Genomic DNA, 22,388 nt, shown 5'->3' with positions numbered 1-22,388 from the left:
CGGTGGGCTGGCGTGCGTCAACCGTTGGTTTTTCGACACCCCTTAATTAGCGCTGTCGACGTTACCTAATACCACGCGTGCGTCTTTCGATAGGTTTTTCCATAACATCCCCAGCGCCGAGCATAGAATAACCACGCTCAATGCCAAATAAATCCAGCGAACAGACATTATATCTCCCAAGTAACCCACACCCGCGTAGGCAATAAGGCTCACATAGGAGATGAACATCGAAATGGCAGCTTTGACTTTTCCAAAATGGGAGGGCTCTACGCCTATCGCAATAAGGGTGTCTGAATTGACCCGAATCATGACGACAAAAGCGCCTAACAAGAAATAAGCAATCGCCGCTTGAGGCACACTATTTGCCGTCAAGAAAATAAACAGCAAAAAGGAAATCGCAGTTAAGCCGACGACGCCAAACCACTCAGCGCTCATTTTTTTAACAATATAGGTCAGTGAAAAGCCTCCACAGATCGCGCCCACTCCCCACACCGCATCAATTAACCCAAAGCCTTGGGCGCCCGCTGAAAGCTCTCTATCAACGAAAATCGGCAGAAGTGTATTGCACACAGAAAGCGTTACATAAATAAACATTTGCTGGATGGCCAGCCCAATGACAAAGCGTGTGCCAATCGCATAGTGAATCGCGTCATAAAACTCCCTGATAACACTTGGCTTAACTAACTTATTGACACTGTATTTGATCGCGGGCGTGTGTTTTATCCATAGGGTAAGGAAACCAGAGATGGAAAATGAGATGACATTAATGACGACCACATATTGCGTGCCGAACAGTGCAACCAAAAAGCCGCCAATGCTGGCGCCAATCAACAAGCCGATTTGCATGCTCATACTGCTCGACACATTGGCTTCAAGAAGACGCTCCTTCGGGACAATATCGCGTATCAACGCACCGACGGCAGGTTGAAAGAAGTTCTCACACAGCGCGATCAGAAAGGTCGCCAGGTAAATTGATGCGAGCCCCAAGACCTCGTAGTACATTGAAACCGCAACGAACATCAAAATGAGTGCCCGCGCAAAATCGGCGACTATACAAATGGATCGAACATTCCACCGGTCAACCAACACTCCAATCCACGGTGAAAACAGCAAACCCGGCAATGAAGAAACGATCAGCACCCAACCGACTGCCATTGCGGAGCCTGAGGTTGTGTAGATGTACCAAGAAATGGCAACGAAATACATGCCGCTTCCAATGGCGGTTAATATCGACGCGGCAATGTATTTTCTGAATTCCCGGCCGGCAATGAGTGAGAGCAAGCTAAGCATCAATGCGCTCCACTTCAACCGTGACCTTGGCTAAGGCTCGCATCACGTTGTCAATTGCCTGCGGTCCGCTGTCCCCGTTCGCAAGAATGTAGCCAGCCCTTTCATCTGAGTTCTGAGGGCGTTTGCAGGTGTCGCCAGCCTTAACCGTGATATCGCACCGGACGACCCCTGGCGATTGATTCGCGGTATCCAACCCTGAAATGCTTGCCACCCGGCCTGTCGGCAACGACAGATACCGAATTGCGGCACCGTTGGTTTTAGTCATTTGAATGTCCGGGAATGCCCCAAACAAACCTTGAAGCGTAACGGTAAACATGTCGACGCCACACGCCAACTCGGTCATTTCAAAAATGCGGTCGCCACCCGTGCGTGTATGGGATTCAACAATAACGGGCCCGGTTTCCGAAAAGATGACTTCGGTATGGGAGGGGCCATACAGATGACCAATAGAGGTGAGGAAAGATTCGGTTAGGCGTTGGATGGCATCAATTTTTTCAGGCGCAAGTGCCGAAGGCATACTGTGCCCGGTCTCTACAAATCCAGGGTAGCCAGTTGTGATTTTGTCGGTGACGCCCAATACCGTGTGCTGACCGTCCCAAGAAATGGCCTCGACACTGACTTCGGGGCCCTCGATAAACTTTTCAGCAATAATCCCGATGTCAGGAAAGTCATATTTAATTAAATCCGTGGTCAAGAAATCCTGCTTGATAGCGTGATAGGCTGGCACCACTTCATCTTCCGAAAACAGTTTGTGCACCTGCAGGCTCCCCGCACCGTTCACCGGTTTGATGATGATGGGCCATCCGCACTCGCGTGCAAAAACGATGACCTCTTCAGGGCTGTTAACGGTTGCGAATGGAATCGATGGTATGCCGGTCGCTTTCATGTGCGCGCGCATATGGCCTTTGTCGCGTGTCAATAAAACCGGGCCAAGTGGATTTCCCAGGATGCCCAGCCGATCCTGGATCAGCGCTGCATTCAAGAGACCAAACTCTTGAAAGGAAACGACCGCGTGAAATGGCTTCCCTCGATGCAGCGTCTCGACCAGGTCGACGACTACTTTTTCTCCCATGGGAGAGGAAATGATTTGATCCGCGATGAGAAAGTCTTCGAACGTAATATCTTCTTTTTGCTGTACGACGGTCAGATGGAAGCCACACTCCTTGGCCTTTACATAAATCTCAGTCCAGCCACCGATCATAATTAAGCGACGCATCACAGGTCTCTCCTGGAAAATAAAGGTAAACAGTTAAAGTGCTTGTCAACGTTCAAGCCACGCACTTCGCGCTTTAGCTCAGCACGCTATGTTTGCTATTTGGCATCTCGTCTAATTCGGCTTTGAACAAGCGAATGAAAGCATCAAAACTATTCAGGTCCGCTGTGATTAGATGGGCGTGAGGAATATTCCCTGGCAAACAACTGGACTCTTTGGTGAATGCCACTTTGTCAGCATCAACTGGCGGTAATATTTGATGTATCAACGTTGCTTTACTTTGACCCATGTGCGTGAGCATTGACAAAAATTCTGTGTAGGATGCGGAGGCTGTATCACGACCGATTTTCTGCGCGGTATAGCGCACAATGTCGTCAAATCCAACGTATTGTTGGCCAACAACATCAATCAATGATGCCCCGCTCTCGAACCGTTCCTGGCTACCCACAAACGTGCACAGCCACTCGGCCAACGCGTCCGCAGACAGTAGTCCCAGGCTGCCGCAGCCAGCAGGCGCAACGCCCATCTGAACGCATTGCTTTAGCAGTAAATGAAAGAGCGACTGACCATTCGAGTAGCCGGTGTTCATTGAAGGCAACACATCATCAACCCGATAGATCCTGGCATGCAGCCCTTGCTGCTGTGCGGCAACGATGAGGTTGTCTGCCAGGTATTTGGTATATCCATACCCGGTCACACCTAATGCGGCTGCCTCGACTTCCGAGACGATGTCTCCCGAAACGCGGCCGGCACCTGAAGGCAGCTTGGCTGCCAACGATGAAACGTGGTGCAACCTCTTTGCCTTACCTTCGTTACAGAATCGGATGAGTTCCTGGGTTCCACCCACATTCGCAGAGAACAATTGAGAGGCATGGAACAGGAAATTGACCGCTGCGCCACAATGAATCACCTCATCAACAGAAGCACATTGATGTTGCCATTCATCTTGATTCAGCCCCCAACGCGCCAAGGCCAAATCACCCAGCACGACATTAATACGTTGGCGTTGTAATTCTTGTGCAGGGAACGCGTTCAGGAACACGTTTTCCAAACGGCATAAAGCACGTTCTCTGCTGCTGCCGCGTAGCAGAACGGTCACGTTCAGGTGGGTGGTGGCTAATAGGTGCGCAAGAATATGAATGCCAACAAAACCACTCGATCCGGTCAATAAGAGCGTCGCACTCGTTGTCGCCGTCGGCTGGTGATTAGTGAATGCGACCCTTGCTAAGCGGTCGCTCTGCGTGGCGTCGACCGTTCGCTCACGGCCGCTGATAAAGTCGGCCAGCCGTGACGGCGTTGAGTACTGATAAATAGCGGTCATCGGAACATCGGTTGAAATATGCTCGCCCAATGTCAGTGACAGATTAGCCGCCGCTAACGAATCTCCACCGCACTCGAAAAAGTCGTCTTCACCATCCATCTGATTGTTCAGCAGTACGATGCGATAACAAGCAACCACTTTTTCCAGAAGGGTACTGCTGCTGCAAGGTTGTAGCGTATCTGAGTGATGGTTTTTCAAGTCATTGATTATGCGTTTACGGTCTACTTTCCCATTCGGTGAAATAGGCAGCGTCTTCAAGTGATGCACCAACTGGGGCATGTGTGTCGCCGGCAGATGCCGCGCCAGTTCGCGCCGTACGTGCTGCAAATCCAATGCGTGTGACGACACGTAGACCAGCGCCAGACTTGCGTCGCCCTGCTGAGTTGGCAAGACAAACGCCAGTGCGTCGTTTACGGCCTCGAACCCCGTCTTGATTGCCGACACTATTTCATTGAGTTCGATGCGAACGCCACGCACCTTTACTTGATCGTCAGCTCTGCCGCCATATTCCAGGCAACCATCAGACCGTATACGGCCAATGTCACCAGTCAGGTAGACCTTCTCCCCAGGCAGGTCTGAAAATGGATTACGTATAAATGATCGTGCGCTCAGTTCCGGAGCATTGAGGTAGCCCCCCCCGACGCAAATACCGGCAACAACAATTTCACCAAAGGCACCATCGGTGACGGGCCTCAACTGGTCGTCAACTATTTTGACATACGTATTATCGATAGGCAGGCCGAGTGGAATCTTGTCATCGTCGTGATCGCACACCTCATGAAATACCATCCCGATTGATGCCTCGGTGTGACCATAGGTATTGATGACCGTACAACGTGGGAACAAGCGCCTAAACGTGTGCACGGATTCAGCGTCAATCTCTTCTCCGCCGATCAAGACATGCCGCAAGCTGTCTAAGCGTTTTGCAGCAAGGGTTCCATTCTCTAAAGCACGAATTAATAATTTGAAGAGGGTGGGTACGAAATCAGTCATCGTGATTTGATGACGCTCTATCTCGTCAACCAGCGACTCTACATTCCAGTGATCGCGCTGTTTAGGCAATACTGCCATGCCACCGTTGGTGAGCGGCCATAGCATTTGCCAAATCGACGAGTCGAATAAGGGCGCGCTGTTCTGATAGACAGTATGCCCGCCACCAAAGCGTTTAGTCATGTAGGCAAAGCGATTCACAAGTCCAGCGTGATAATTCAAGGCGCATTTCGGGCGGCCGGTTGATCCCGATGTGAAGAAACCATAGAGCAGGTCGTCTGAGACGCACTGAGCGTGCGCTTCAGGACTTAAGTCCGTCGCCCCGTCGAATCTTATCTCAAATAGATTCAAGCCGGCATTCCTTAAAGCCGGCTGTTCTCCATTCGTTATAACCCATGTTGCCTGACTGGCCTCAACGACGGCGTGTATTCTATTTTCCGGCCATTTGGCATCTATCGGAATAATGATGGCGTTGGTCATCATCACGGACAACCAAGCGATGGGTAGCTCAACACCGGTCGGCAATGCACAGAGCACAATGTCTTTATTGCTCACACTGCACGCGTGCAAACGCTTGGCGTTGGCGCGTGCAGCGGCGATTAGTTCATTATAAGTAAGGGAGTGATCACCGCAGGTGACTGCTGTTTTGCTTCCCTGCATGTGTGCAGCCGCATACACCATCGCCAGTACACTTAACCTGTCTGGCTGACCGCCATTCAGGGGCGAGTGCTCGCGTTGACCAATAATCATCTAATACTCCTGTAAATAGAAATGTATAAACAATTTAAGCGCTATGTGCTTTCGTCAGAGAATGTTGTAAATGGTCAATCGGCAAGCGAGCGAAGGCTGTGCTACTCGCTCAACTAAGGTGGTTCCGAGTGGTCCCGGTGTTATGCAAACACTTTCTCATGCACAGAAAACACTTGGTGTGCTCGCTCAAGCCGACGGATCGTTTCGTAGTCCTGCTGTAGAACAGCGAGTTCTTCATGGCTGAGATAAACAACGCCAGGGATCGAGAATAAATCGATGGTGCGTGATATATCATCACCCTTTTCAGGCAGATGAAAATGGCATGCATAGGAGGAAAGCGAGCGAATGTTCTCGAAGCCTGTCGTCTCGACAATGACACCTTCCTGGTCGGAAATCATTGCTACGCATAGGACATGTTTTGATAAAACATACTGCTGGCCCAAACGCCGTTTGAACAGGTGAGGGTGACAATAACGTTCGATCGTCAGAGTGACCTGGCTCTCGCCAAGCGCCTCAATGACGGCCTCTTCAAGCATTGCACCCTGCAGGCGGGCGCCTGTTTCAATCAACACCGGGCCTTCAGCGGTCATCATGATTTCGGAGTGAGCGGGCCCGTTACGCACACCCAGCGCATCCAGCGCTTTTTTCATATAGCTGACTAAAGCCTCCTGTACCTCACCCTCATAGGCCAGGAGTTCTTCGCAATCATAAATATTTGATGCACCGGCAATCACTTTGCGGCGATCTATCCACATATCAGAAATATAATGCTGCGCGTCGATCGAAACACTATTAATGACGTATTGCGTGCCCTTCAAAAGGGTCTGCGCTAACACATGGTTATTGTGCCCGCCAAAGCGATTGGCTTTGTTGTAGATGGAGTGAAAAGCATTCTTCAGTTCGGTGGGGTTGTTGCAGAAAAATACACTGTCATTGCCAGCACTGGCTAAGGGCTTCAGTACAAGTGGCCAACAGTGGCCTGAGGCCCATTCAGTTAACGCATGTAAACTGTCCGTGCGCAGAAAATCAGGCGTGGCTAAACCCGCTTCTTTAAGCGCGCAGGCCATTGCGTATTTATCTCGCCGAACACGCGACGTCTCCTTGGTGTTTCCTTCTACGCCCAGTTCGGAGGCGAGCAGATCCGCTAATTCAATGCCCGTCTCTGCACCGGCTAAAACACAAATGGGTTTGATGCCGTTCAACCACCGATCTATTTCAACCAAGCATTCGGCCAAGCCGTTAAAAACCACGTTAGCGATAAAATCGCCGGGTTTGAAATCGTTGATATAAAAATCAATGATGGGCGAGGCACTTTGGACGTGCAAAACGGCTACACCCTCTGAATGAAACTTAGAGGCCAGTTTCGCGCCAGTGGAATAAGCATCGACGATTACTGCCATTTTGTTAGTCATTGTCACATTCCAGTCTATTGAGAGAGCCGCCGCAGTGAGTCAGCGTTAAGCGTTGTTTAAACCACATAATTCGTGAGCCACTAAATCTTCGTAAGTCTCACGAGCCCGTATTAACTTGGCATGGCTGCCCTCAACTAATACTTCGGGTGGGCGCCCACGGGAGTTGTATTGGCTGGCCATGCTCATGCCATATGCACCACATGAAAAAATAGCCAATAAACTGCCATTGCCGAACGCCGGTAATGGTCGACCTAAAGCAAAGTGGTCGCCGGTCTCACAAATAGGTCCAACAATATCGGTTTCTTCCAAGGGGGGGATGTCGGAATGCTGGGTGCTCTCCGTTAACGCAGTCCAATGGCCAGAAAAATTGTTAAATTGGGTCGGCCAAATAATATGGTTAGCGCCATACAGGGTGGGGCGCAGCAGTGCGTTCATGCCCGCATCCACAATCGCAATCTTGCGATCCCAGCCCTGTTTAATATATTCGACAGTGGTCAGCAAAATACCGGCATTTGCGCTGATCGAACGACCAGGTTCAATGATGAAACGAATGCCCCGCTGTTTCAGTCCTTGTAGACGCTCACCAATGAGTGCTCCCGTTTCAGTTAATGAACAAACGGGATTGCTTTCTGTTCCGTACTGCGCTGGAAAGCCTCCGCCAATGTTGACAAATTCGATTTTGCAATCAACCGCCTCAAGCCGATTAGTCATGTCCTCAATCTTATCGATGGCAGACAAATAAGTCTGAGCCGATGGAATCGGCGATCCAAGGTGAATATGGATACCAACGACATCTACGCTTGGGTAACGCTTTGGTTCGAAGAGTTCATAGGCGCGTTCAATCGGAATGCCAAATTTTGTCTGACGACCGCCTGTTGATGTTTTTTCATGGGTGCCAGCATCGGCGACATCCGGATTAACACGAATGGCCACCTTTATGCGCTTACCGGCCGTCGAAGCGATCTCATCCAGCCGCAGCAACTCGGCCTCAGACTCCACATTAAAAAGGAAAACGCCAGTTTCAACCGCGTAGCGAATTTCTTCATGTGACTTGCCGACACCGGCAAACACAATCTTATCCGCAGTCACGCCCGCCATCAGTGCCCGGTAGAGCTCGCCGCCACTCACCACATCAAGCCCTGATCCTTGATCGACTAAGAGCTTAAGGATGCTGAGGTTACTGCAGCTTTTAACTGAAAAACAAATCAATGGCGAGAGGGCGGAAAAAGCATCTTTGAGCACGGTGTAGTGATTTTTCAGCGTCTGCGCTGAATAGATATAAACCGGGCTTCCATGCTGTTCGACTATCTGACGAACATCGAGGTCTTCCACATGTAAATGCCCGTCGATAAAATTAAAATGGTCCATCTTGCTTCCTCGAATTGATGACGTTAACTGCGTGCACTGACACGCTCGCGGGGCAAGCAGTTATCCGCTGACTCCAATAACAGCCGACCCGTGCTGTATAAATAGTTGACAATCTTCTCCGCGCAATCAATCGCGGTTTGAGTGTCAGTATTGATGATGAGCTCTGGGTGTACCGGTGGTTCGTACGGAGAATCAATGCCGGTGAACTCGGCGACCTGTTTCTCCCTGGCCTTTTTATAGAGCCCTTTTGGATCGCGCGCCTCGCACACATCAAAAGAGGCATTGATAAAGATTTCCACGTAATCACTGTCGCCAATCAGAGCTCTTGCCAGGGCACGGTCATGTCGAAAAGGAGAAATAAACGCGGTTAATACGATTAAACCCGCGTCAGCCAGCAGCTTGCTGACTTCACCCACCCGCCGAATGTTTTCACTTCGCCCTTGGTGGGTGAAGCCCAGATCACGGCATAGCCCATGACGTACGTTGTCCCCGTCCAATACGTAAGTCAGGTAACCTTTCTGGAATAACAGCGACTCTACAAGACCGGCCACGGTGCTCTTGCCGGCCCCACTTAAGCCAGTAAACCAAAGCACACACGGTTTTTGTTTCAATCTAGCGCTGCGCATAGATTGTTCCACGGGAAATAATTGCCACGTCAGGTCGCAGGACCCATCAGTTGTATGCATTTCTTTCGTCACCTTAGATCACCAAGGTTTTTGTTTAGTACAGCCTCACGTTCGCGCTTTAAATACTCATAATACGGCATGTTTTCTAAATAAAATTCATGCAGTGCTGGATGGTTGTCTACACGCGTGCTGTATTGCTTTTTGATCGGCGCGATGCGTGTGCTGTTTGCTGCATCCAGGTGCCAATGCTGGGTTCGCTCCCACACATCCAAGTGTCCGCTCTGCCACTGGAGAGCAGCGGGTATGTGTTGCAAGTTTGCATCGCTGCAAAAACTCGAGATTGCACACTCAGGACTCAGGATCATGTCATCCGCATCAACGAACAAGGGCGAATGTATCGACTCAGCCCTCACGGCATCATAGAGTTCAGCCAAGTGTTGGTAGCCGACCTCATTACATGTCAGGTCTGGGTTAATATGATAGTGTGAGTTAATCACCTTCTCCGGGTTGCGCAACATAAATACATGTTGCGCCTCACGCATATAATGCGTTCCCGTCAGTCGGTGGCGATAGTCAAACTCACAGGTGTCTTTGATGAACACAGCACGCTGCGCACGCAATGCCTGTACGTAGTTGAACATCTCCGTTGAGTTGTTCAACGTCTGAGTTGAATGATCCGTCTGCGGGTGGTTGTATACACCGCGCGCCGACAGGTCGCACAGAGGCTCATGCAATATAGTGAAGTCGCCACGCGCCGCGATCACACGTACAAACGCGGTGGACAGCGAGCGTGGAGGGGCCCACATAACAATTAGTCTGTGCTGCATAGTTAACCTTTATTTCAACAATACGTGCAGGCTGCGAGGACCGTCAGCCCCTCATGACTTAAACGGATTCAGTGATCCACTTTTGCCCGCCATGAGCGAAACGGAATTGTTGTGCGGTGAATCGCGACTTGGAGTACTCGCGTACGCGGTCAACCATGTAGTTGCCTTTATACGCGATCACATCGACGGTGCCATTCGCCTGTTCAGTCAATGCTGCCACGTTGGCCAATGCGGCTTGCGTGGCGGGGTCATACAAACGACCTGCATACGATTGACGTGCGATAAAGGGCGACAAGAACCGCAGGACCTCCCATGAGTCCTTGTCAACCGTTGCTTGCAGTAGATGTTTTGCTGCAATACCGAGCATATCAAGCCCCGGAGATTCGTATAGGCCGCGACCCTTAGTGCCGTTCATTCGGTTTTCCAATACGTTCTTCAAGACCACCCCATTGCGACCCGCGATCCTGTTAGCTTCGGCGATCGCCTGGTAGTGACTCACGGGCTGACCATTAATCTCAACGGGGATACCTTGCTTAAAGGTAATGCTGCAAGTCTCTGGCACGTCCGGCGCATCCATGACCCTTACGCCCATAATGGGGCTAATCATGTCGGGTGAATTTGAGAGCACCTCAACTTCGCGATTCTCATGTGACACGCCGCCGACGTTGGCATCAACGGAGTGATTGGCTTTATTGCGCATCATGGTTTCGTCAGCGTCGGCAACAAAATCGCCCATATCAACGCGGGTTCGAAACCGATCGGACGTGCTTGAGTCTTCCCAAGGCGAAAAGGGCGTGATCTCTGGCGCAAACATTTTCAAGTAGTAATTGAAGCGGAATTCATCGTTGCCGCCGTGAACTGCGCCATGTGCCAATACACTGCACTGCCGCGTGCGCAATGCATTCACCAGCCCCTTGACGGTTACCGCTCTGGCAATGCCAGTCGTGTTCCAGTAGCCACCGTCGTACTGAGCCTGGGCACGTACAGCCTGGAGAAAGCTAAGCGCAATGTCTTCCTTCAAATCAATGACATTTACGGCCTGCATCAATTCAATGTTGTCTGCACAAAACTTGTGCGCTTCATCACCCGGTTGGCCGATATCGACAATGAACTGTTCGACGTCGACCTGTTCCTCTTTCAAACGCTGTGCAATGAATAAGCTAACCAGGCCACCGGATGCACAGATTCCAACTTTCTTGCCTTTCAAGTCCGAGAATTTCACGCTGTAGTCCTTTATAGAGTTGTTGTTATTAACGTTTCCGCTTCACGCCTATTATTGTGACCATGCGGTTGGCTCACGGTCCCACCTGTGCTGTCTTAACAACGTCATCAGCGTCTGCCCTATCTTTCCCTTTTCAGAACACGCTACGTTTGCTTCCACGTGTGGGATAGAACGCATGCCAGGAATAGTAGTTGTGATGTTATCGTTGGACAGGATGAACCTCAGCGCAACTTCCGATAGGTGAGTGTCGGTGCGAAGAGCCCGTTTCAAAGACTCGACCCGCGCAACTGTCGCTGCCAGGTTTTCTGGCACGAAATAGCTGCTTCTCCAATCACCCGCGGGCCAAGTGGAATCGACCGTTAAATTCCCCGTCAGAGAGCCTTCGTCGAAGGGCACCCTGGCGATGACGGCAATGTCCAGTTCACGGCATAACGGAAGTAATTCATCTTCAGGCGCTTGATCAAAGACGTTATAAATCACTTGTACCGCGTCGATCATTCCCGTTTTGAGTGTTTCAACTACGTTGGTTGGCTCCCAGCGATTGACACTGATGCCGATGCCGCGAATCAGGCCTTGCCGTTTGAGTTCGTCAACAACGCGCATCCAGGACTCATCTTTGGCCCAGGCATCTTCCCATACATGAAACTGCAATAAATCCAGGGAGGCCATGCCTAATGACTGCAAACTTTTCTCGACATATTCGTTAATATGATCAGGCGGAAATATTTGGTCTAGGCGGTCACCCCGATGAGAGGGCCACTCTCGGTTCTTAGGCGGAACTTTAGTGGCAACATATAAGGTTTTGCCGGGGTGGTTGCGCAATGCTTCTCCAAGCATTTTTTCGCTGTGGCCACGACCATAAATCCATGCCGTATCGAAAAAGTTACAGCCTAGATTAATCGAATGTTCCAACGCCGCCATGCCGCTGATATCGGATGAGCCTGTCCAACCCCCTTCACCACCAGCGACGCCCCACATTCCATATCCAACTTCAGAAACGTTCCATTCCAGTCGTCCAAATCGCCGGTATTTCATCGCCCGCTCGCTATAGAGTTATTTTATTCAGGACGCGATAAGCGCACTCAAGTAGCGATCACCTTGATCGCTAAAGTGTTGAGTACTGGGAAAGTATGCGCAGCAAAAAAACAAAGTAAAAATATCAATTTAGTGGCTGGCTATTCATTTCTGATATGATCGAGCTTGTTCAATTCATCGCGAGGTTGGCCCATGAATTTCAGTTTTCGCCATGTAGAAGTATTCTGGGCGGTAATGACCACAGGCAGTGCGACAGCTGCCGCTGCACTTCTGCATACCTCGCAGCCCACCATCAGCCGAGAGCTCAGCCGGTTCGAAACGCTGACCCAGTTGACGTTGTTCAAGCGCGCGGGTGCAAAGTTGATCCCGACAGAGCATGGTCTGATGCTGTTCGATGAAGTTCAACGCAGCTATGTCGGGCTGGCCCGTGTGAAAAATGCCGTCGAGGCCATCAGGCATTTTCGGCAAGGGCAAATTTCGTTGACGTGTATTCCGGCTTTCTCAAATGCTCTGTTACCGCAGGTCTGCCAGGATTTCTGCAGTAAATTTCCGGGCGTGAGCATTAACATCACGCCGCAGGAGTCGCCCGCGCTCGAGGAGTCGCTGACTGCTCAGCGTTATCACCTGGGGTTGACTGAAACCCTGGAAACACCTCCGGGAACCTACGTCGAAACACTCTTAAACCTCGACGTGGTGTGTGTCTTGCCGTCTGATCACGAGTTGAATGCGAAAACCGTCCTTACACCACAAGACTTCGAGGGGCAAAACTTTGTTTACCTTGCAGCGGATGATCCCTACAGAATCAAAACCGACGCTATCTTTCAGCAGTCAGGCATTGAAAGGCGCCTGGTGGTAGAGACGCATAACGCGAGCGCCGTGTGTGCGACCGTCAACCTGGGGGTCGGCGTTGCCATTGTGAACCCGCTCACAGCCCTCGACTATGTTGGCCGGGGTTTGCAGATCCGTCGCTTTTCCCACTCAATTTCTTACTGTGTGAGCGTCGTACGGCCGTTGCACCGCCCCGAATCGTCTACCGTGGAGCAATTTGTTGATGTTCTACGAAGCAATTGCCAGCAGATAAGCGCTCGCTTGGGAAATCTCTGAAAAAGCCTTTCAAGTCGGGGATGCGTCCGACGCACAACGGTTGAGTCTCGGTGAAACAGATGTCCGTCACCGATGGCGAGTTTCCAATTATTACGTTACTGTATGCTTGTACAGTGATTGAGTAGGGGGAACGCCCGTGGTGAATGTTGAACAACTGAAAAGCAGCGTCAATCGCATGTCCGCCGATGTCGTGCGCGACGCGGTGAACGAGCTGCGCCTGGATGGCCTGGTCACGGAAGGCAAGACGCCGTTTAACAAAGTGCATTTCAATACCTGCTTCGCAGAAATCGAAGCCTTGTTCCAGCGCGCCGGTTACCACAAGCAGTTGGATGTCGTGGGTTACCAGGGCTTGTTGTACGCGCTTTACGATCCCGGCCGTTGGGAAGCGGTGGACGTGCTGCGTTGGCTCAAGGAGTTTACCGACGCCGCCAGTGCCTCGCCGATCCTGCGGGCCGAATTGGCAAAGGCCTGAGATCCGCCCTAGGCTCAATCCCGCTCCATGCGGGATAATGCCTGCCTGATTTTCCAGGCTTCGAGCATTGTCATGTCCACATCCGGTTTCTCCGCGTCCCAGCACCAAGCCAGCACGTTGTATTTGCCACCTGGCCCTTGGGCAACCGTGCTGGATTGCCTGTGCGAGCATTTTCCGGCGATCAGTCGTGAACACTGGCTGGACCGCATCGCCCGAGGCCGTGTGCTCGACATCAACGGCAACCCGATCAGCCTCGGCCTGGCCTACAAGGAAGGCCTGTGCATTTATTACTTCCGTGAAGTACCGAATGAGAAGGTGATCCCGGTAAAGGAAACCATCCTGTACGCCGACGAACATTTGGTCGTGGCCGACAAGCCGCATTTTCTGCCGGTAACGCCTGCCGGCGAATACGTCGAGCAGACCCTGTTGCGCCGCCTGATTCGTCGCCTGGATAACCCCGCGCTTGTTCCCTTGCATCGCATCGACCGCCATACGGCCGGGCTGGTGCTGTTCTCGGCCAACCCGCAAAGCCGTTCGGCGTATCAACAGCTGTTTCCCACGCGGCGCATCGAAAAATTCTACGAAGCTATCGCCCCAGCCTTGCCGAACCTGACGTTCCCCATCGTGCACAAAAGCCGCCTGGTGGATGGCGAGCCGTTCTTCCGCATGCAGGAAGGTCCGGGCGCCAGCAACACCGAAACCGTGGTGGAAGTGCGCGAAAAAAATGGCGACCTGTGGCGCTACGGCCTGTTCCCCGTGACCGGCAAGAAGCATCAGCTGCGCGTGCACATGACCGCGCTGGGAGCGAGTATCTGCAATGACCCGTTCTACCCAGACGTGATCAAGGACGCCGAGGACGACTACGCCAAGCCACTCAAGCTGCTGGCCCAGGGCGTGCGGTTTATCGACCCGGTCACGGGTGAACAACGCGAGTTCCGCAGCCGGATCAGTCTCGACTGGTAACCCCCGGAAACGACAAGGCCCGCGCGAGGCGGGCCTTGTTGGCAAACCCTAAGACTTACAGGTCTTTAACGGTGCGAACCTGATCTTTGTTGATGCGGGTCTGCTTGCCGTCAAGTTGTTCGAACTCATAGAAGCCCGAAGCCTTGTCATATTTAGGGGTGTCGACGGCCTGGATTTCGCGACCGTCATTCAGGGTGATCACTGTAGGCGAGGCGCAACCGGCGAGAGTGGCGAGGCCCAGTGCAAGCATGAGAGCGGCGATGGTCCGTTGAGTCATGAGTGTGTCTCCAAAAGAATTCTTTTAAACAGCTGACCTTGTGACGCGCGTGGCGTCGACAAAGTTCCTTGTGCGAGGTTCATTCTGACACGCCGAACCCTGGGTGCAACAGCTCCGGTGTGTTCAGGTTGGCCAGCCGCGGGTCTTGCGCCTGGCATTCCAGGCCCACGCCACCCAGTTGCAAGAGGATCTTGCGCGGGCTGCGTTCACCGGCGTCCCATGCCCGTTCTACCTCGGCTTGGAGGCAAGTCGGGATGATGCAGATCAAGGGTTCCCAGAATTCACCATGACGCACCATCACCGGCAGCAGCGGATTGCGGCGAGCAGTCTCACGCAGGTCGGAGAGTAGTCCCACGTCTATATTCGGCACGTCACACGGCAGTATCAACACATGCTCATGATGTGCGGCAGCCAAGCCTGCACGGATGCCTGCCAGCGGGCCGGGGAAGTCTGGGTTGTCGTCGTTCACCAACTGGTCGGCATAGGGCGCGTACCGCTCGTGGTTGCGGTTGCACGAGATAATCAGGTCGTCCGTCAGTGGCCGGGTCAGGCGCTGCAAGTGCGCGATCAGCGGCTGACCCTGCCATTGCAACAGGCCTTTGTCCTGGCCGCCCATACGTTGGCCACGGCCACCGGCCAGCAGCAGAATCGAACAGGGCAGGGGCGAAGAATCGAGAGACATGGCGGTTCCGCTGCGGCAGGTAAATAGGGCCCTGTGATATAACATCGGGCTGTTCCTTCGACAACCGGACCGAGCCATGAAAGCCAAGGCTGATGCGCCCTTCGTACCCCTGAATATCGCTGTACTGACCGTCAGCGACACCCGCACCCTGGACACCGACACCTCGGGCCAGGTCTTCGTCGACCGCCTGACCGCCGCCGGCCACAACCTGGCCGAGCGCGTGCTGCTCAAGGACGACCTCTACAAAATTCGCGCCCAAGTCGCCCACTGGATCGCCGAAGACGTGGTGCAAGTGGTGCTGATCACCGGTGGCACCGGCTTCACCGGCCGTGACAGCACGCCCGAAGCGGTGAGCTGCCTGCTGGACAAGCAAGTCGATGGGTTTGGCGAACTGTTCCGCCAGATCTCGGTGGCCGATATCGGCACCTCCACCGTGCAATCGCGCGCCCTGGCCGGCCTGGCCAATGGCACGCTGGTATGTTGCCTGCCGGGTTCGACCAATGCGGTGCGCACAGGCTGGGATGGCATCCTTGCCGAGCAACTGGATAACCGCCACCGCCCGTGCAACTTCGTTCCCCACTTGAAGCAGGCCGAACCCTGCGAATCCCGTGGATAAGCCCGGTAAAACCGGCGCTTTGCTGCCGGTGGAAGACGCGTTGCGCCAACTGCTGGACATGGCCGAAGCCGCGCCGATCCGTGAGCAGGACGTGCTGCCTCTGGGCGGGTGCGATGGCCGTGTGCTGGCGCAAGACCTCATCTCCACCCTCGATCTGCCGCCCTGGCCCAACAGCGCCATGGACGGCTACGCCCTGCGGCTGTCGGACTGGAATGGCGAGCCCTTGCCCGTCAGCCAGCGCATCTTCGCCGGCCAGGCGCCGCAGCCATTGGCGCAAGGCACTTGCGCGCGCATCTTTACCGGCGCCCCGGTGCCCGAAGGTGCGGACTGTGTAGAGATGCAGGAAAACGCCGTAGTCCACGCCGACGAACGCGTGGGCTTCTCCGAACCCTTGCAGGTCAACCAGAACATCCGCCCCCAAGGCCAGGAAACCACCGTCGGCGAGTGTGTATTAACCGCCGGCACCCGGCTCGGCCCGATCGAGCTGGGCCTGGCTGCGTCCCTCGGCCATGACCGCCTGAGTGTGGTGCGCCGCGTGCGCGTGGCCGTGCTGTCCACCGGTGACGAGCTGATCGAGCCGGGCTTGCCGCTGGGCCCGGGGCAAATCTACAACAGCAATCGCCGTGTGCTGTGCAGCTGGCTTGCGCGGATGGGCTGTGAAGTGATCGATGCCGGGATTCTGCCGGATGATCTGGAAAAAACCCGCACACGCCTGGCCGATTTGGGCAGTGTCGACTTGATTCTGTCGACCGGTGGCGTGTCGGTGGGCGAGGCGGACTTCCTCGGCCTCGCCCTGCGCGAAGAGGGTGAGCTGGCCTTGTGGAAGCTGGCGATCAAACCGGGAAAACCGCTGACCTTCGGCCATTTTCGTGGCGTGCCGGTGATCGGCCTGCCGGGCAACCCGGCCTCGACTCTGGTGACCTTCGCGCTGCTGGCCCGCCCTTATCTGCTGCGCCGCCAAGGTGTGCAGGACGTGGCGCCGCTGCGTTTCGAAGTGCCGGTGGGCTTCACCTGGCCCAAGCCGGGCAATCGCCGCGAGTATCTGCGCGGGCGTATCGAGCAGGGCAAAGCAATCATCTACCGCAACCAGAGTTCCGGCGTGCTGCGCAGCGCGGCGTGGGCCGAGGGGTTTGTGGAGGTGTTGGAAGGAACGACGTTGGCATTGGGGGACCGAGTCAACTTCATCCCCCTGAGTGAAGTCCTGAACTAAACACAGATAAAAAGGTGGGAGCGGGCTTGCTCGCGAATGCGGTGGATCAGTCACACTTGTATTGGCTGACACACTGCATTCGCGAGCAAGCCCGCTCCCACATTTGATCTTGTGTGTATTTGATAACAATCAGTAATCGTCGCCACGCTCCGTCACATCCCGCTCCACCGGCTCGGCATTCGGGTCATACCCCACCGGGAACTTGCCTTTGAGTGTCCAGGCAAACGCAATGATCTCCGCCACCGTGCGGTACAACTCCTCCGGGATACTGTCCCCCAATTCCATGCGCGCCAGCAGCTTCACCAGCTCGGCGTTCTCATAGATCGGCACTTCATTTTCCCGCGCCAACTTCAAAATGGCTTCGGCCAGGGCATCGTCGCCCTTGGCTGTCAGGGTCGGTGCTTGCTGGCCGTCATACTTGAGGGCAATCGCCTGGCGCGGTGGGGTTGAGTTTTTCATGCGGTTTCATCCACCCAGCGTTGCTCCAGTCCGGTGCGTGGCCCGCGTGGCGGGGTGCCGAGGTGGCAATCCAGGTCGCCGACATTGAGACCCGAGGTCACCAGGCGCTCGCGTAAGTTGCCCAAGTGGCTTTCGATCAAACTGGCGGTAAAGGGCCGAGTCGCCCACAACTGGCTGGACAGTTTGCCCTGTGTCAGTTGCGCCTGAACCTGCAGCGGCCCGAGCGGCTCCATATCGAACGCCAGCTCGACGCGCCAGAGCATCTGCTTGGGGTCTTTTTTGTCTTTGCGCTCGGGCTGGTCCTTGTCCGGCGTGGGTTCTTCGCGCTGGAACTTGACCTGCAATGGCACGATGTCCTGCAAGGTGCGCATGGGGATTTCCAACTGCCAGGTGGTCTGCAGCCGGCCGTCGGCCGTGGTGCCGGTCTGCTCCAGGCTCGACAGCTGGTGGCTCTGCAAGCGTGAAATCGCCCCGGCTGCCAGGCGCAGCAGGTTTTCCAGGTCGCTTTCGCCTTCCAGGCGCTGCATCAACCGATCCGGCAGCGGAAACCCAGCGGGTGCTTGCCGGGCGCTGATCTGGCCGAGCGTACTCAGCGGGTTGCGCACGAAGTTCGGCAGCACCTGGGCCAGGGTATTGGCGGCGAGGATGGCATTGAGGTTGGTGCCGGTGGGCAGGGCCGGCACCAGCTCGGCGACCAGGCGCAGCAGTGCGCCTTTCATGTCCAGCGGGGGAATTTGCGGGTTTTGCCCGACCAACAACTTGGCTTCAAGAAACGCGCCGCTGTTCTGGACCAATTGCGCCAGGACCTTGGGATTGCTGACTTGTTCCAGGTCTGGCAGGGCCGCCAGCAAACGCGCGGCGGCGGCGCGCAGGTCGGTGGAGGTGCTGTCATCAGCGGGCAAGTTTTGCAAGGCAGTAAAGACCACGTCCAGCGAACCCTGGCGACTTTGCTGGGTCGAGAGTTGTTGCGCGACGGCCAATTGATCCTTAAGCCCGCTTAACGGCACGAAATTCAAGGTTTGCGCATTCTGCACCACGGCGCTGAGTAAACTGCCGACCCGCAGTGGCTGCGGGCTTTCCAGGGTCAGCGTCGTCCCGGCGAGGGCGTTATTGAGCACCGTCACCAGCGAGCGATAGATCGCCGGTTGCGTCGCGCCCTGCGGCAGCATCTGGGTGGTCAGCACCTTGGCCTGCAGCAGCGTGCCCTCCGGCATTTGCGTGGTGTCGATACGGGTGAGGGCGGCCACATTGGCACTCAAGGCTTGCTGCAAGGTAATGGTCAGGTTGCCTGTCGGCGTCTGGCTCACCGCCACGTTGCTGCCCAGCGGCAATGGTTGCGCGCTGCTGGCTTGCACCAGGGTCTGGCGGCCGCCTTCGAGGGTCAACTTGAGCAACAGTTGAAACGCGTCGCCGCCTTGTTTAAGCGCAATCACCTCGGCGTTTACGGTTTTCCCAGGGTCGATCAAGCCGGTCTGCGGCTCCAGCAGTTTGAGCAACTCACCGGTCGGGGGCAGCGGGGCTGGCCCGGTGGCCGGGGCAGGAGGCAGCGTAGGAAGGTTGATCTCACCGGTCATCGTGCGCGTCGTCTCTGGGGAAATTGCCCTCTTTAGAGTAGGGCATCACATGTATAATGCCGCCCGTCTGCAAAGAGAGCGGTAAAAACCTCACAACTATTTGATCCAGCTCTCTAAAATCGGTCGCCAAAGCCGTTATTGTGCATCTCTCTATAACGGCCGCTGCACCGCCGACTTGAACCGTAAAGGCCCGCGATCTCTTGACCAGCCCTCTTCTTGAAGCCGTAGCGCTTGCCTGTGAACGCGACCTGCGGATGCTGTTCGAACACCTCGAACTGCGTCTGGCGGGCGGCGATATGGTGCAAATCAGCGGCCCGAACGGCAGTGGCAAAACCAGTTTGCTGCGCTTGCTGGCCGGGTTGATGCAGCCGACGGCAGGTGAGGTGCGGCTCAACGGCAAACCCCTCAACGAACAACGCACCGAACTCGCCCGCAACCTTATCTGGATCGGCCACGCCGCCGGGATCAAGGATGTGCTCACGCCCGAAGAAAACCTCAGTTGGCTCAGTGCCCTGCATCATCCGGCTTCCCGCGACGCCATCTGGCAAGCCCTGGCGGCTGTCGGCCTCAAGGGTTTCGAAGACGTGCCCTGTCATACGTTGTCCGCCGGGCAGCAACGCCGCGTGGCCCTGGCCCGTTTGTATCTGCCCGGCCCGCCGCTGTGGATTCTCGACGAACCGTTCACCGCCCTCGACAAACAAGGCGTGGCTCAACTCGAAGCACACTTGGCCCGGCACTGCGAGCAGGGTGGGTTGGTGGTCCTCACGACTCACCACAGTCTGACGCACGTGCCTGCCGGTTACCGTGACATGGACTTGGGCCGGTGGTCGCTATGAGTGTGTTTGCCCTGTTGGTCGCCCGTGAAGCACGATTGCTGTGCCGTCGCCCGGCTGAATTGGCCAATCCGCTGGTGTTCTTCGCTATTGTCATCGCGTTGTTCCCGTTGGCGGTCGGCCCCGATACTAAACTGTTGCAAACCTTGTCCCCGGGGCTGGTGTGGGTGGCAGCGCTTTTGTCCGTCCTGCTCTCGCTGGACGGGCTGTTTCGCAGTGATTTCGAAGACGGTTCCCTGGAACAGTGGGTCCTTTCGTCGCACCCTTTGCCACTTCTGGTACTGGCAAAGGTACTGGCACACTGGGCTTTTTCCGGCTTGGCGCTAGTCTTGCTCTCGCCGCTGCTGGCGATGATGCTGGGCTTGCCCGTCGAATGCCTGCCGGTGTTGCTGTTTTCCTTGCTGCTCGGTACGCCGGTGCTCAGCCTGTTGGGGGCGGTGGGCGCAGCGTTGACCGTCGGTTTGAAGCGGGGCGGCCTGTTGCTGGCCCTGCTGATTCTGCCTTTGTATATCCCGGTGTTGATCCTGGGCAGCGGCGCTTTGCAAGCCGCGCTCATGGGCATGCCGGCGACGGGTTACCTCTTGTGGCTTGGCAGCCTGACCGCCCTGGCGGTAACCCTGACACCCTTTGCTATAGCGGCTGGCCTGAAGATCAGCGTCGGCGAATAATGAGGTCTGGTTAAGCGTTATTAACCAGTAAAGACCCTGAGTTTCTCGCAAAGACGAGAAACAACCGTGATGGAAACAGCAATGAACTGGACCTGGTTTCACAAGCTCGGCTCGCCCAAATGGTTTTACGGCATCAGCGGCAAGCTGCTGCCGTGGTTGAGCATCGCAGCCCTGTTGCTGATCGGCATCGGCCTGGTCTGGGGGCTGGCCTTCGCGCCGCCGGATTACCAGCAAGGCAACAGCTTTCGCATCATCTATATCCACGTGCCGGCCGCGATGCTGGCCCAGTCCTGTTACGTGATGCTGGCCGTGTGCGGCGTCGTCGGCCTGGTGTGGAAGATGAAGCTGGCCGACGTGGCCCTGCAATGCGCCGCCCCCATCGGCGCATGGATGACTGCCGTGGCGCTGGTCACCGGCGCGATCTGGGGCAAACCGACCTGGGGTTCATGGTGGGTGTGGGATGCGCGTCTCACGTCGATGCTGATCCTGCTGTTCCTGTACTTCGGCCTGATTGCCCTGGGCAACGCCATCAGTAACCGTGACAGCGCCGCCAAGGCTTGCGCGGTACTGGCCATCGTCGGCGTGATCAACATCCCGATCATCAAATACTCGGTGGAGTGGTGGAACACCCTGCACCAGGGCGCCACCTTCACCCTCACCGAAAAACCGGCAATGCCCGTGGAAATGTGGGCGCCGCTGCTGTTGATGGTGCTGGGGTTCTACTGCTTCTTCGGCGCCGTGCTGCTGATGCGCATGCGCCTCGAGGTGCTCAAGCGTGAAGCCCGCGCCAGTTGGGTCAAGGCCGAAGTGCAAACCTGCCTGGGAGCGCGTGGATGAGTTTTGCTTCTTTCAGTGATTTTCTCGCCATGGGCCATCATGGCCTGTATGTCTGGACGGCCTATGGCATCTGCCTGGCGGTGCTGGCCCTCAACGTCGCCGCGCCGATCCTGGCCCGCAAGCGTTACCTGCAACAAGAGGCGCGTCGTCTGCGCCGGGAGACCGAAAAGTGAATCCGCTGCGTAGAAAGCGTCTGTTGATCATCCTTGCCATCCTGGCCGGCGTGAGTATTGCCGTGGGCCTGGCGATGAGCGCCCTGCGGGAGAACATCAACCTGTTCTACACCCCAACCCAGATCGCCAACGGCGAAGCCCCGCTGGACACGCGCATTCGCGCCGGCGGCATGGTGGAGAAGGGCTCGCTGAAGCGTTCCGGCGATTCTCTGGACGTGACCTTCGTGGTCACCGACTTCAACAAGGCCGTCACCATTACCTATCGCGGCATCCTCCCGGACCTGTTCCGCGAGGGCCAGGGCATCGTCGCCCTGGGCAAGCTCAACGCTGAGGGTGTCGTGGTCGCCGATGAAGTGCTGGCCAAGCACGATGAGAAATACATGCCGCCGGAAGTTACCAAGGCGCTCAAAGACAGCGGCCAATCCGCCCCAGGCGCAACTTCACAGCCTGCCAAGGAGGGTTAAGC

At 55.2% G+C, this 22,388-nt stretch carries 23 protein-coding genes; 10 read left to right on the top strand and 13 right to left on the bottom strand.

Annotation, left to right across the window (positions count from 1 at the left end):
- Window positions 1-42: 42 nt before the first annotated feature.
- The 9 genes from ACLBW8_RS23630 to ACLBW8_RS23590 form a co-directional block, all read right to left on the bottom strand.
- Entirely contained in the window at window positions 43-1,290 is a 1,248-nt protein-coding gene (locus ACLBW8_RS23630; protein WP_447806441.1) for an MFS transporter, read from the bottom strand.
- Window positions 1,283-2,506, bottom strand: a complete 1,224-nt coding sequence (locus ACLBW8_RS23625; RefSeq protein WP_447806491.1) for an ATP-grasp domain-containing protein — start codon at window positions 2,504-2,506, stop codon at window positions 1,283-1,285. Before ACLBW8_RS23625 ends, ACLBW8_RS23630 begins: the two co-directional genes overlap by 8 nt.
- A 73-nt stretch (window positions 2,507-2,579) precedes the next feature.
- Window positions 2,580-5,564, bottom strand: coding sequence for an amino acid adenylation domain-containing protein (locus ACLBW8_RS23620; RefSeq protein WP_447806440.1), 2,985 nt, complete (start codon window positions 5,562-5,564; stop codon window positions 2,580-2,582).
- 140 nt (window positions 5,565-5,704) lie between these two features.
- Entirely contained in the window at window positions 5,705-6,976 is a 1,272-nt protein-coding gene (locus tag ACLBW8_RS23615) for an ATP-grasp domain-containing protein (protein WP_407017157.1), read from the bottom strand.
- Window positions 6,977-7,021: 45 nt separating this feature from the next.
- On the bottom strand, window positions 7,022-8,344 hold the full coding sequence (gene lysA / locus ACLBW8_RS23610) for a diaminopimelate decarboxylase (protein WP_447806439.1): 1,323 nt from the start codon (window positions 8,342-8,344) through the stop codon (window positions 7,022-7,024).
- A 23-nt stretch (window positions 8,345-8,367) separates the two neighbouring features.
- Complete coding sequence (gene cysC / locus ACLBW8_RS23605) at window positions 8,368-9,030, bottom strand: adenylyl-sulfate kinase (protein ID WP_447806438.1); 663 nt, start codon at window positions 9,028-9,030, stop codon at window positions 8,368-8,370.
- A gap of 8 nt (window positions 9,031-9,038) precedes the next feature.
- The gene (locus tag ACLBW8_RS23600) at window positions 9,039-9,776 is read right to left on the bottom strand and encodes a sulfotransferase-like domain-containing protein (RefSeq protein ID WP_407017160.1); all 738 of its coding nucleotides are present in this window, start codon (window positions 9,774-9,776) and stop codon (window positions 9,039-9,041) included.
- A gap of 79 nt (window positions 9,777-9,855) precedes the next feature.
- Window positions 9,856-11,019, bottom strand: coding sequence for an argininosuccinate synthase domain-containing protein (locus ACLBW8_RS23595; RefSeq protein ID WP_407017161.1), 1,164 nt, complete (start codon window positions 11,017-11,019; stop codon window positions 9,856-9,858).
- Window positions 11,020-11,070: 51 nt separating this feature from the next.
- Entirely contained in the window at window positions 11,071-12,054 is a 984-nt protein-coding gene (locus ACLBW8_RS23590; protein WP_407017162.1) for an aldo/keto reductase, read from the bottom strand.
- 192 nt (window positions 12,055-12,246) lie between these two features.
- Here ACLBW8_RS23590 and ACLBW8_RS23585 point away from each other — a divergent pair, with 192 nt between their 5' ends.
- The 3 genes from ACLBW8_RS23585 to ACLBW8_RS23575 all read left to right on the top strand — a co-directional run bounded on the left by ACLBW8_RS23585 (window position 12,247) and on the right by ACLBW8_RS23575 (window position 14,593).
- Window positions 12,247-13,158 (top strand): LysR family transcriptional regulator, encoded by a 912-nt coding sequence (locus ACLBW8_RS23585; RefSeq protein WP_407017163.1) that lies wholly within the window; start codon window positions 12,247-12,249, stop codon window positions 13,156-13,158.
- 136 nt (window positions 13,159-13,294) lie between these two features.
- Window positions 13,295-13,630, top strand: a complete 336-nt coding sequence (locus ACLBW8_RS23580; protein WP_016978478.1) for a hypothetical protein — start codon at window positions 13,295-13,297, stop codon at window positions 13,628-13,630.
- Between the two features lie 72 nt (window positions 13,631-13,702).
- Window positions 13,703-14,593 (top strand): pseudouridine synthase, encoded by an 891-nt coding sequence (locus tag ACLBW8_RS23575; protein WP_447806437.1) that lies wholly within the window; start codon window positions 13,703-13,705, stop codon window positions 14,591-14,593.
- A gap of 55 nt (window positions 14,594-14,648) precedes the next feature.
- Here the strand turns inward: ACLBW8_RS23575 and ACLBW8_RS23570 are convergent, their stop codons facing one another.
- A complete protein-coding gene (locus tag ACLBW8_RS23570) occupies window positions 14,649-14,870 on the bottom strand; it encodes a YgdI/YgdR family lipoprotein (protein WP_017136187.1) in 222 nt (73 codons plus the stop codon).
- Between the two features lie 79 nt (window positions 14,871-14,949).
- Window positions 14,950-15,552: a molybdenum cofactor guanylyltransferase MobA gene (mobA, locus tag ACLBW8_RS23565; RefSeq protein WP_447806436.1), complete on the bottom strand. Its 603-nt coding sequence runs from the start codon at window positions 15,550-15,552 to the stop codon at window positions 14,950-14,952.
- Window positions 15,553-15,628: 76 nt separating this feature from the next.
- On the opposite strand from mobA, the gene moaB reads away from it, so the two are divergent.
- Window positions 15,629-16,168: a molybdenum cofactor biosynthesis protein B gene (gene moaB / locus ACLBW8_RS23560; RefSeq protein ID WP_056857153.1), complete on the top strand. Its 540-nt coding sequence runs from the start codon at window positions 15,629-15,631 to the stop codon at window positions 16,166-16,168.
- Complete coding sequence (locus tag ACLBW8_RS23555) at window positions 16,161-17,378, top strand: molybdopterin molybdotransferase MoeA (protein ID WP_447806435.1); 1,218 nt, start codon at window positions 16,161-16,163, stop codon at window positions 17,376-17,378. The genes moaB and ACLBW8_RS23555 overlap by 8 nt, the downstream gene beginning before the upstream one ends.
- A gap of 129 nt (window positions 17,379-17,507) precedes the next feature.
- On the opposite strand, the gene ACLBW8_RS23550 is transcribed toward ACLBW8_RS23555, so the two are convergent.
- Window positions 17,508-17,837 (bottom strand): EscU/YscU/HrcU family type III secretion system export apparatus switch protein, encoded by a 330-nt coding sequence (locus ACLBW8_RS23550; protein ID WP_064451566.1) that lies wholly within the window; start codon window positions 17,835-17,837, stop codon window positions 17,508-17,510.
- Entirely contained in the window at window positions 17,834-19,411 is a 1,578-nt protein-coding gene (gene fliK, locus ACLBW8_RS23545; RefSeq protein WP_447806434.1) for a flagellar hook-length control protein FliK, read from the bottom strand. The genes ACLBW8_RS23550 and fliK overlap by 4 nt, the downstream gene beginning before the upstream one ends.
- 200 nt (window positions 19,412-19,611) lie before the next feature.
- Here fliK and ccmA point away from each other — a divergent pair, with 200 nt between their 5' ends.
- The 5 genes from ccmA (at window position 19,612) to ccmE (ending at window position 22,386) form a co-directional block, all read left to right on the top strand.
- Window positions 19,612-20,247, top strand: coding sequence for a cytochrome c biogenesis heme-transporting ATPase CcmA (gene ccmA, locus ACLBW8_RS23540; RefSeq protein ID WP_447806433.1), 636 nt, complete (start codon window positions 19,612-19,614; stop codon window positions 20,245-20,247).
- Window positions 20,244-20,912: a heme exporter protein CcmB gene (gene ccmB, locus ACLBW8_RS23535; RefSeq protein WP_447806432.1), complete on the top strand. Its 669-nt coding sequence runs from the start codon at window positions 20,244-20,246 to the stop codon at window positions 20,910-20,912. Before ccmA ends, ccmB begins: the two co-directional genes overlap by 4 nt.
- An 81-nt stretch (window positions 20,913-20,993) precedes the next feature.
- Window positions 20,994-21,749: a heme ABC transporter permease gene (locus ACLBW8_RS23530; protein ID WP_064451570.1), complete on the top strand. Its 756-nt coding sequence runs from the start codon at window positions 20,994-20,996 to the stop codon at window positions 21,747-21,749.
- Complete coding sequence (ccmD, locus tag ACLBW8_RS23525; protein ID WP_003172771.1) at window positions 21,746-21,922, top strand: heme exporter protein CcmD; 177 nt, start codon at window positions 21,746-21,748, stop codon at window positions 21,920-21,922. Before ACLBW8_RS23530 ends, ccmD begins: the two co-directional genes overlap by 4 nt.
- The gene (gene ccmE, locus ACLBW8_RS23520) at window positions 21,919-22,386 is read left to right on the top strand and encodes a cytochrome c maturation protein CcmE (protein ID WP_221294298.1); all 468 of its coding nucleotides are present in this window, start codon (window positions 21,919-21,921) and stop codon (window positions 22,384-22,386) included. The genes ccmD and ccmE overlap by 4 nt, the downstream gene beginning before the upstream one ends.
- Window positions 22,387-22,388: the final 2 nt, after the last annotated feature.

The sequence above is a fragment of the Pseudomonas sp. M5A4_2d genome (assembly GCF_053345295.1).
This window is presented reverse-complemented; position numbering and strand designations above follow the sequence as displayed.

Excerpts from the sequence above, each read along its gene's own strand:
- ACLBW8_RS23630 (WP_447806441.1), bottom strand. The coding sequence starts at position 1,290 with ATGCTTAGCTTGCTCTCACTCATTGCCGGCCGGGAATTCAGAAAATAC.
- ACLBW8_RS23625 (WP_447806491.1), bottom strand. The coding sequence starts at position 2,506 with ATGCGTCGCTTAATTATGATCGGTGGCTGGACTGAGATTTATGTAAAG.
- ACLBW8_RS23620 (WP_447806440.1), bottom strand. The coding sequence starts at position 5,564 with ATGATTATTGGTCAACGCGAGCACTCGCCCCTGAATGGCGGTCAGCCA.
- ACLBW8_RS23615 (WP_407017157.1), bottom strand. The coding sequence starts at position 6,976 with ATGACTAACAAAATGGCAGTAATCGTCGATGCTTATTCCACTGGCGCG.
- lysA (WP_447806439.1), bottom strand. The coding sequence starts at position 8,344 with ATGGACCATTTTAATTTTATCGACGGGCATTTACATGTGGAAGACCTC.
- cysC (WP_447806438.1), bottom strand. The coding sequence starts at position 9,030 with ATGCATACAACTGATGGGTCCTGCGACCTGACGTGGCAATTATTTCCC.
- ACLBW8_RS23600 (WP_407017160.1), bottom strand. The coding sequence starts at position 9,776 with ATGTGGGCCCCTCCACGCTCGCTGTCCACCGCGTTTGTACGTGTGATC.
- ACLBW8_RS23590 (WP_407017162.1), bottom strand. The coding sequence starts at position 12,054 with ATGAAATACCGGCGATTTGGACGACTGGAATGGAACGTTTCTGAAGTT.
- ACLBW8_RS23585 (WP_407017163.1), top strand. The coding sequence starts at position 12,247 with ATGAATTTCAGTTTTCGCCATGTAGAAGTATTCTGGGCGGTAATGACC.
- ACLBW8_RS23575 (WP_447806437.1), top strand. The coding sequence starts at position 13,703 with ATGTCCACATCCGGTTTCTCCGCGTCCCAGCACCAAGCCAGCACGTTG.
- ACLBW8_RS23570 (WP_017136187.1), bottom strand. The coding sequence starts at position 14,870 with ATGACTCAACGGACCATCGCCGCTCTCATGCTTGCACTGGGCCTCGCC.
- mobA (WP_447806436.1), bottom strand. The coding sequence starts at position 15,552 with ATGTCTCTCGATTCTTCGCCCCTGCCCTGTTCGATTCTGCTGCTGGCC.
- moaB (WP_056857153.1), top strand. The coding sequence starts at position 15,629 with ATGAAAGCCAAGGCTGATGCGCCCTTCGTACCCCTGAATATCGCTGTA.
- ACLBW8_RS23550 (WP_064451566.1), bottom strand. The coding sequence starts at position 17,837 with ATGAAAAACTCAACCCCACCGCGCCAGGCGATTGCCCTCAAGTATGAC.
- fliK (WP_447806434.1), bottom strand. The coding sequence starts at position 19,411 with ATGACCGGTGAGATCAACCTTCCTACGCTGCCTCCTGCCCCGGCCACC.
- ccmB (WP_447806432.1), top strand. The coding sequence starts at position 20,244 with ATGAGTGTGTTTGCCCTGTTGGTCGCCCGTGAAGCACGATTGCTGTGC.
- ACLBW8_RS23530 (WP_064451570.1), top strand. The coding sequence starts at position 20,994 with ATGAACTGGACCTGGTTTCACAAGCTCGGCTCGCCCAAATGGTTTTAC.
- ccmD (WP_003172771.1), top strand. The coding sequence starts at position 21,746 with ATGAGTTTTGCTTCTTTCAGTGATTTTCTCGCCATGGGCCATCATGGC.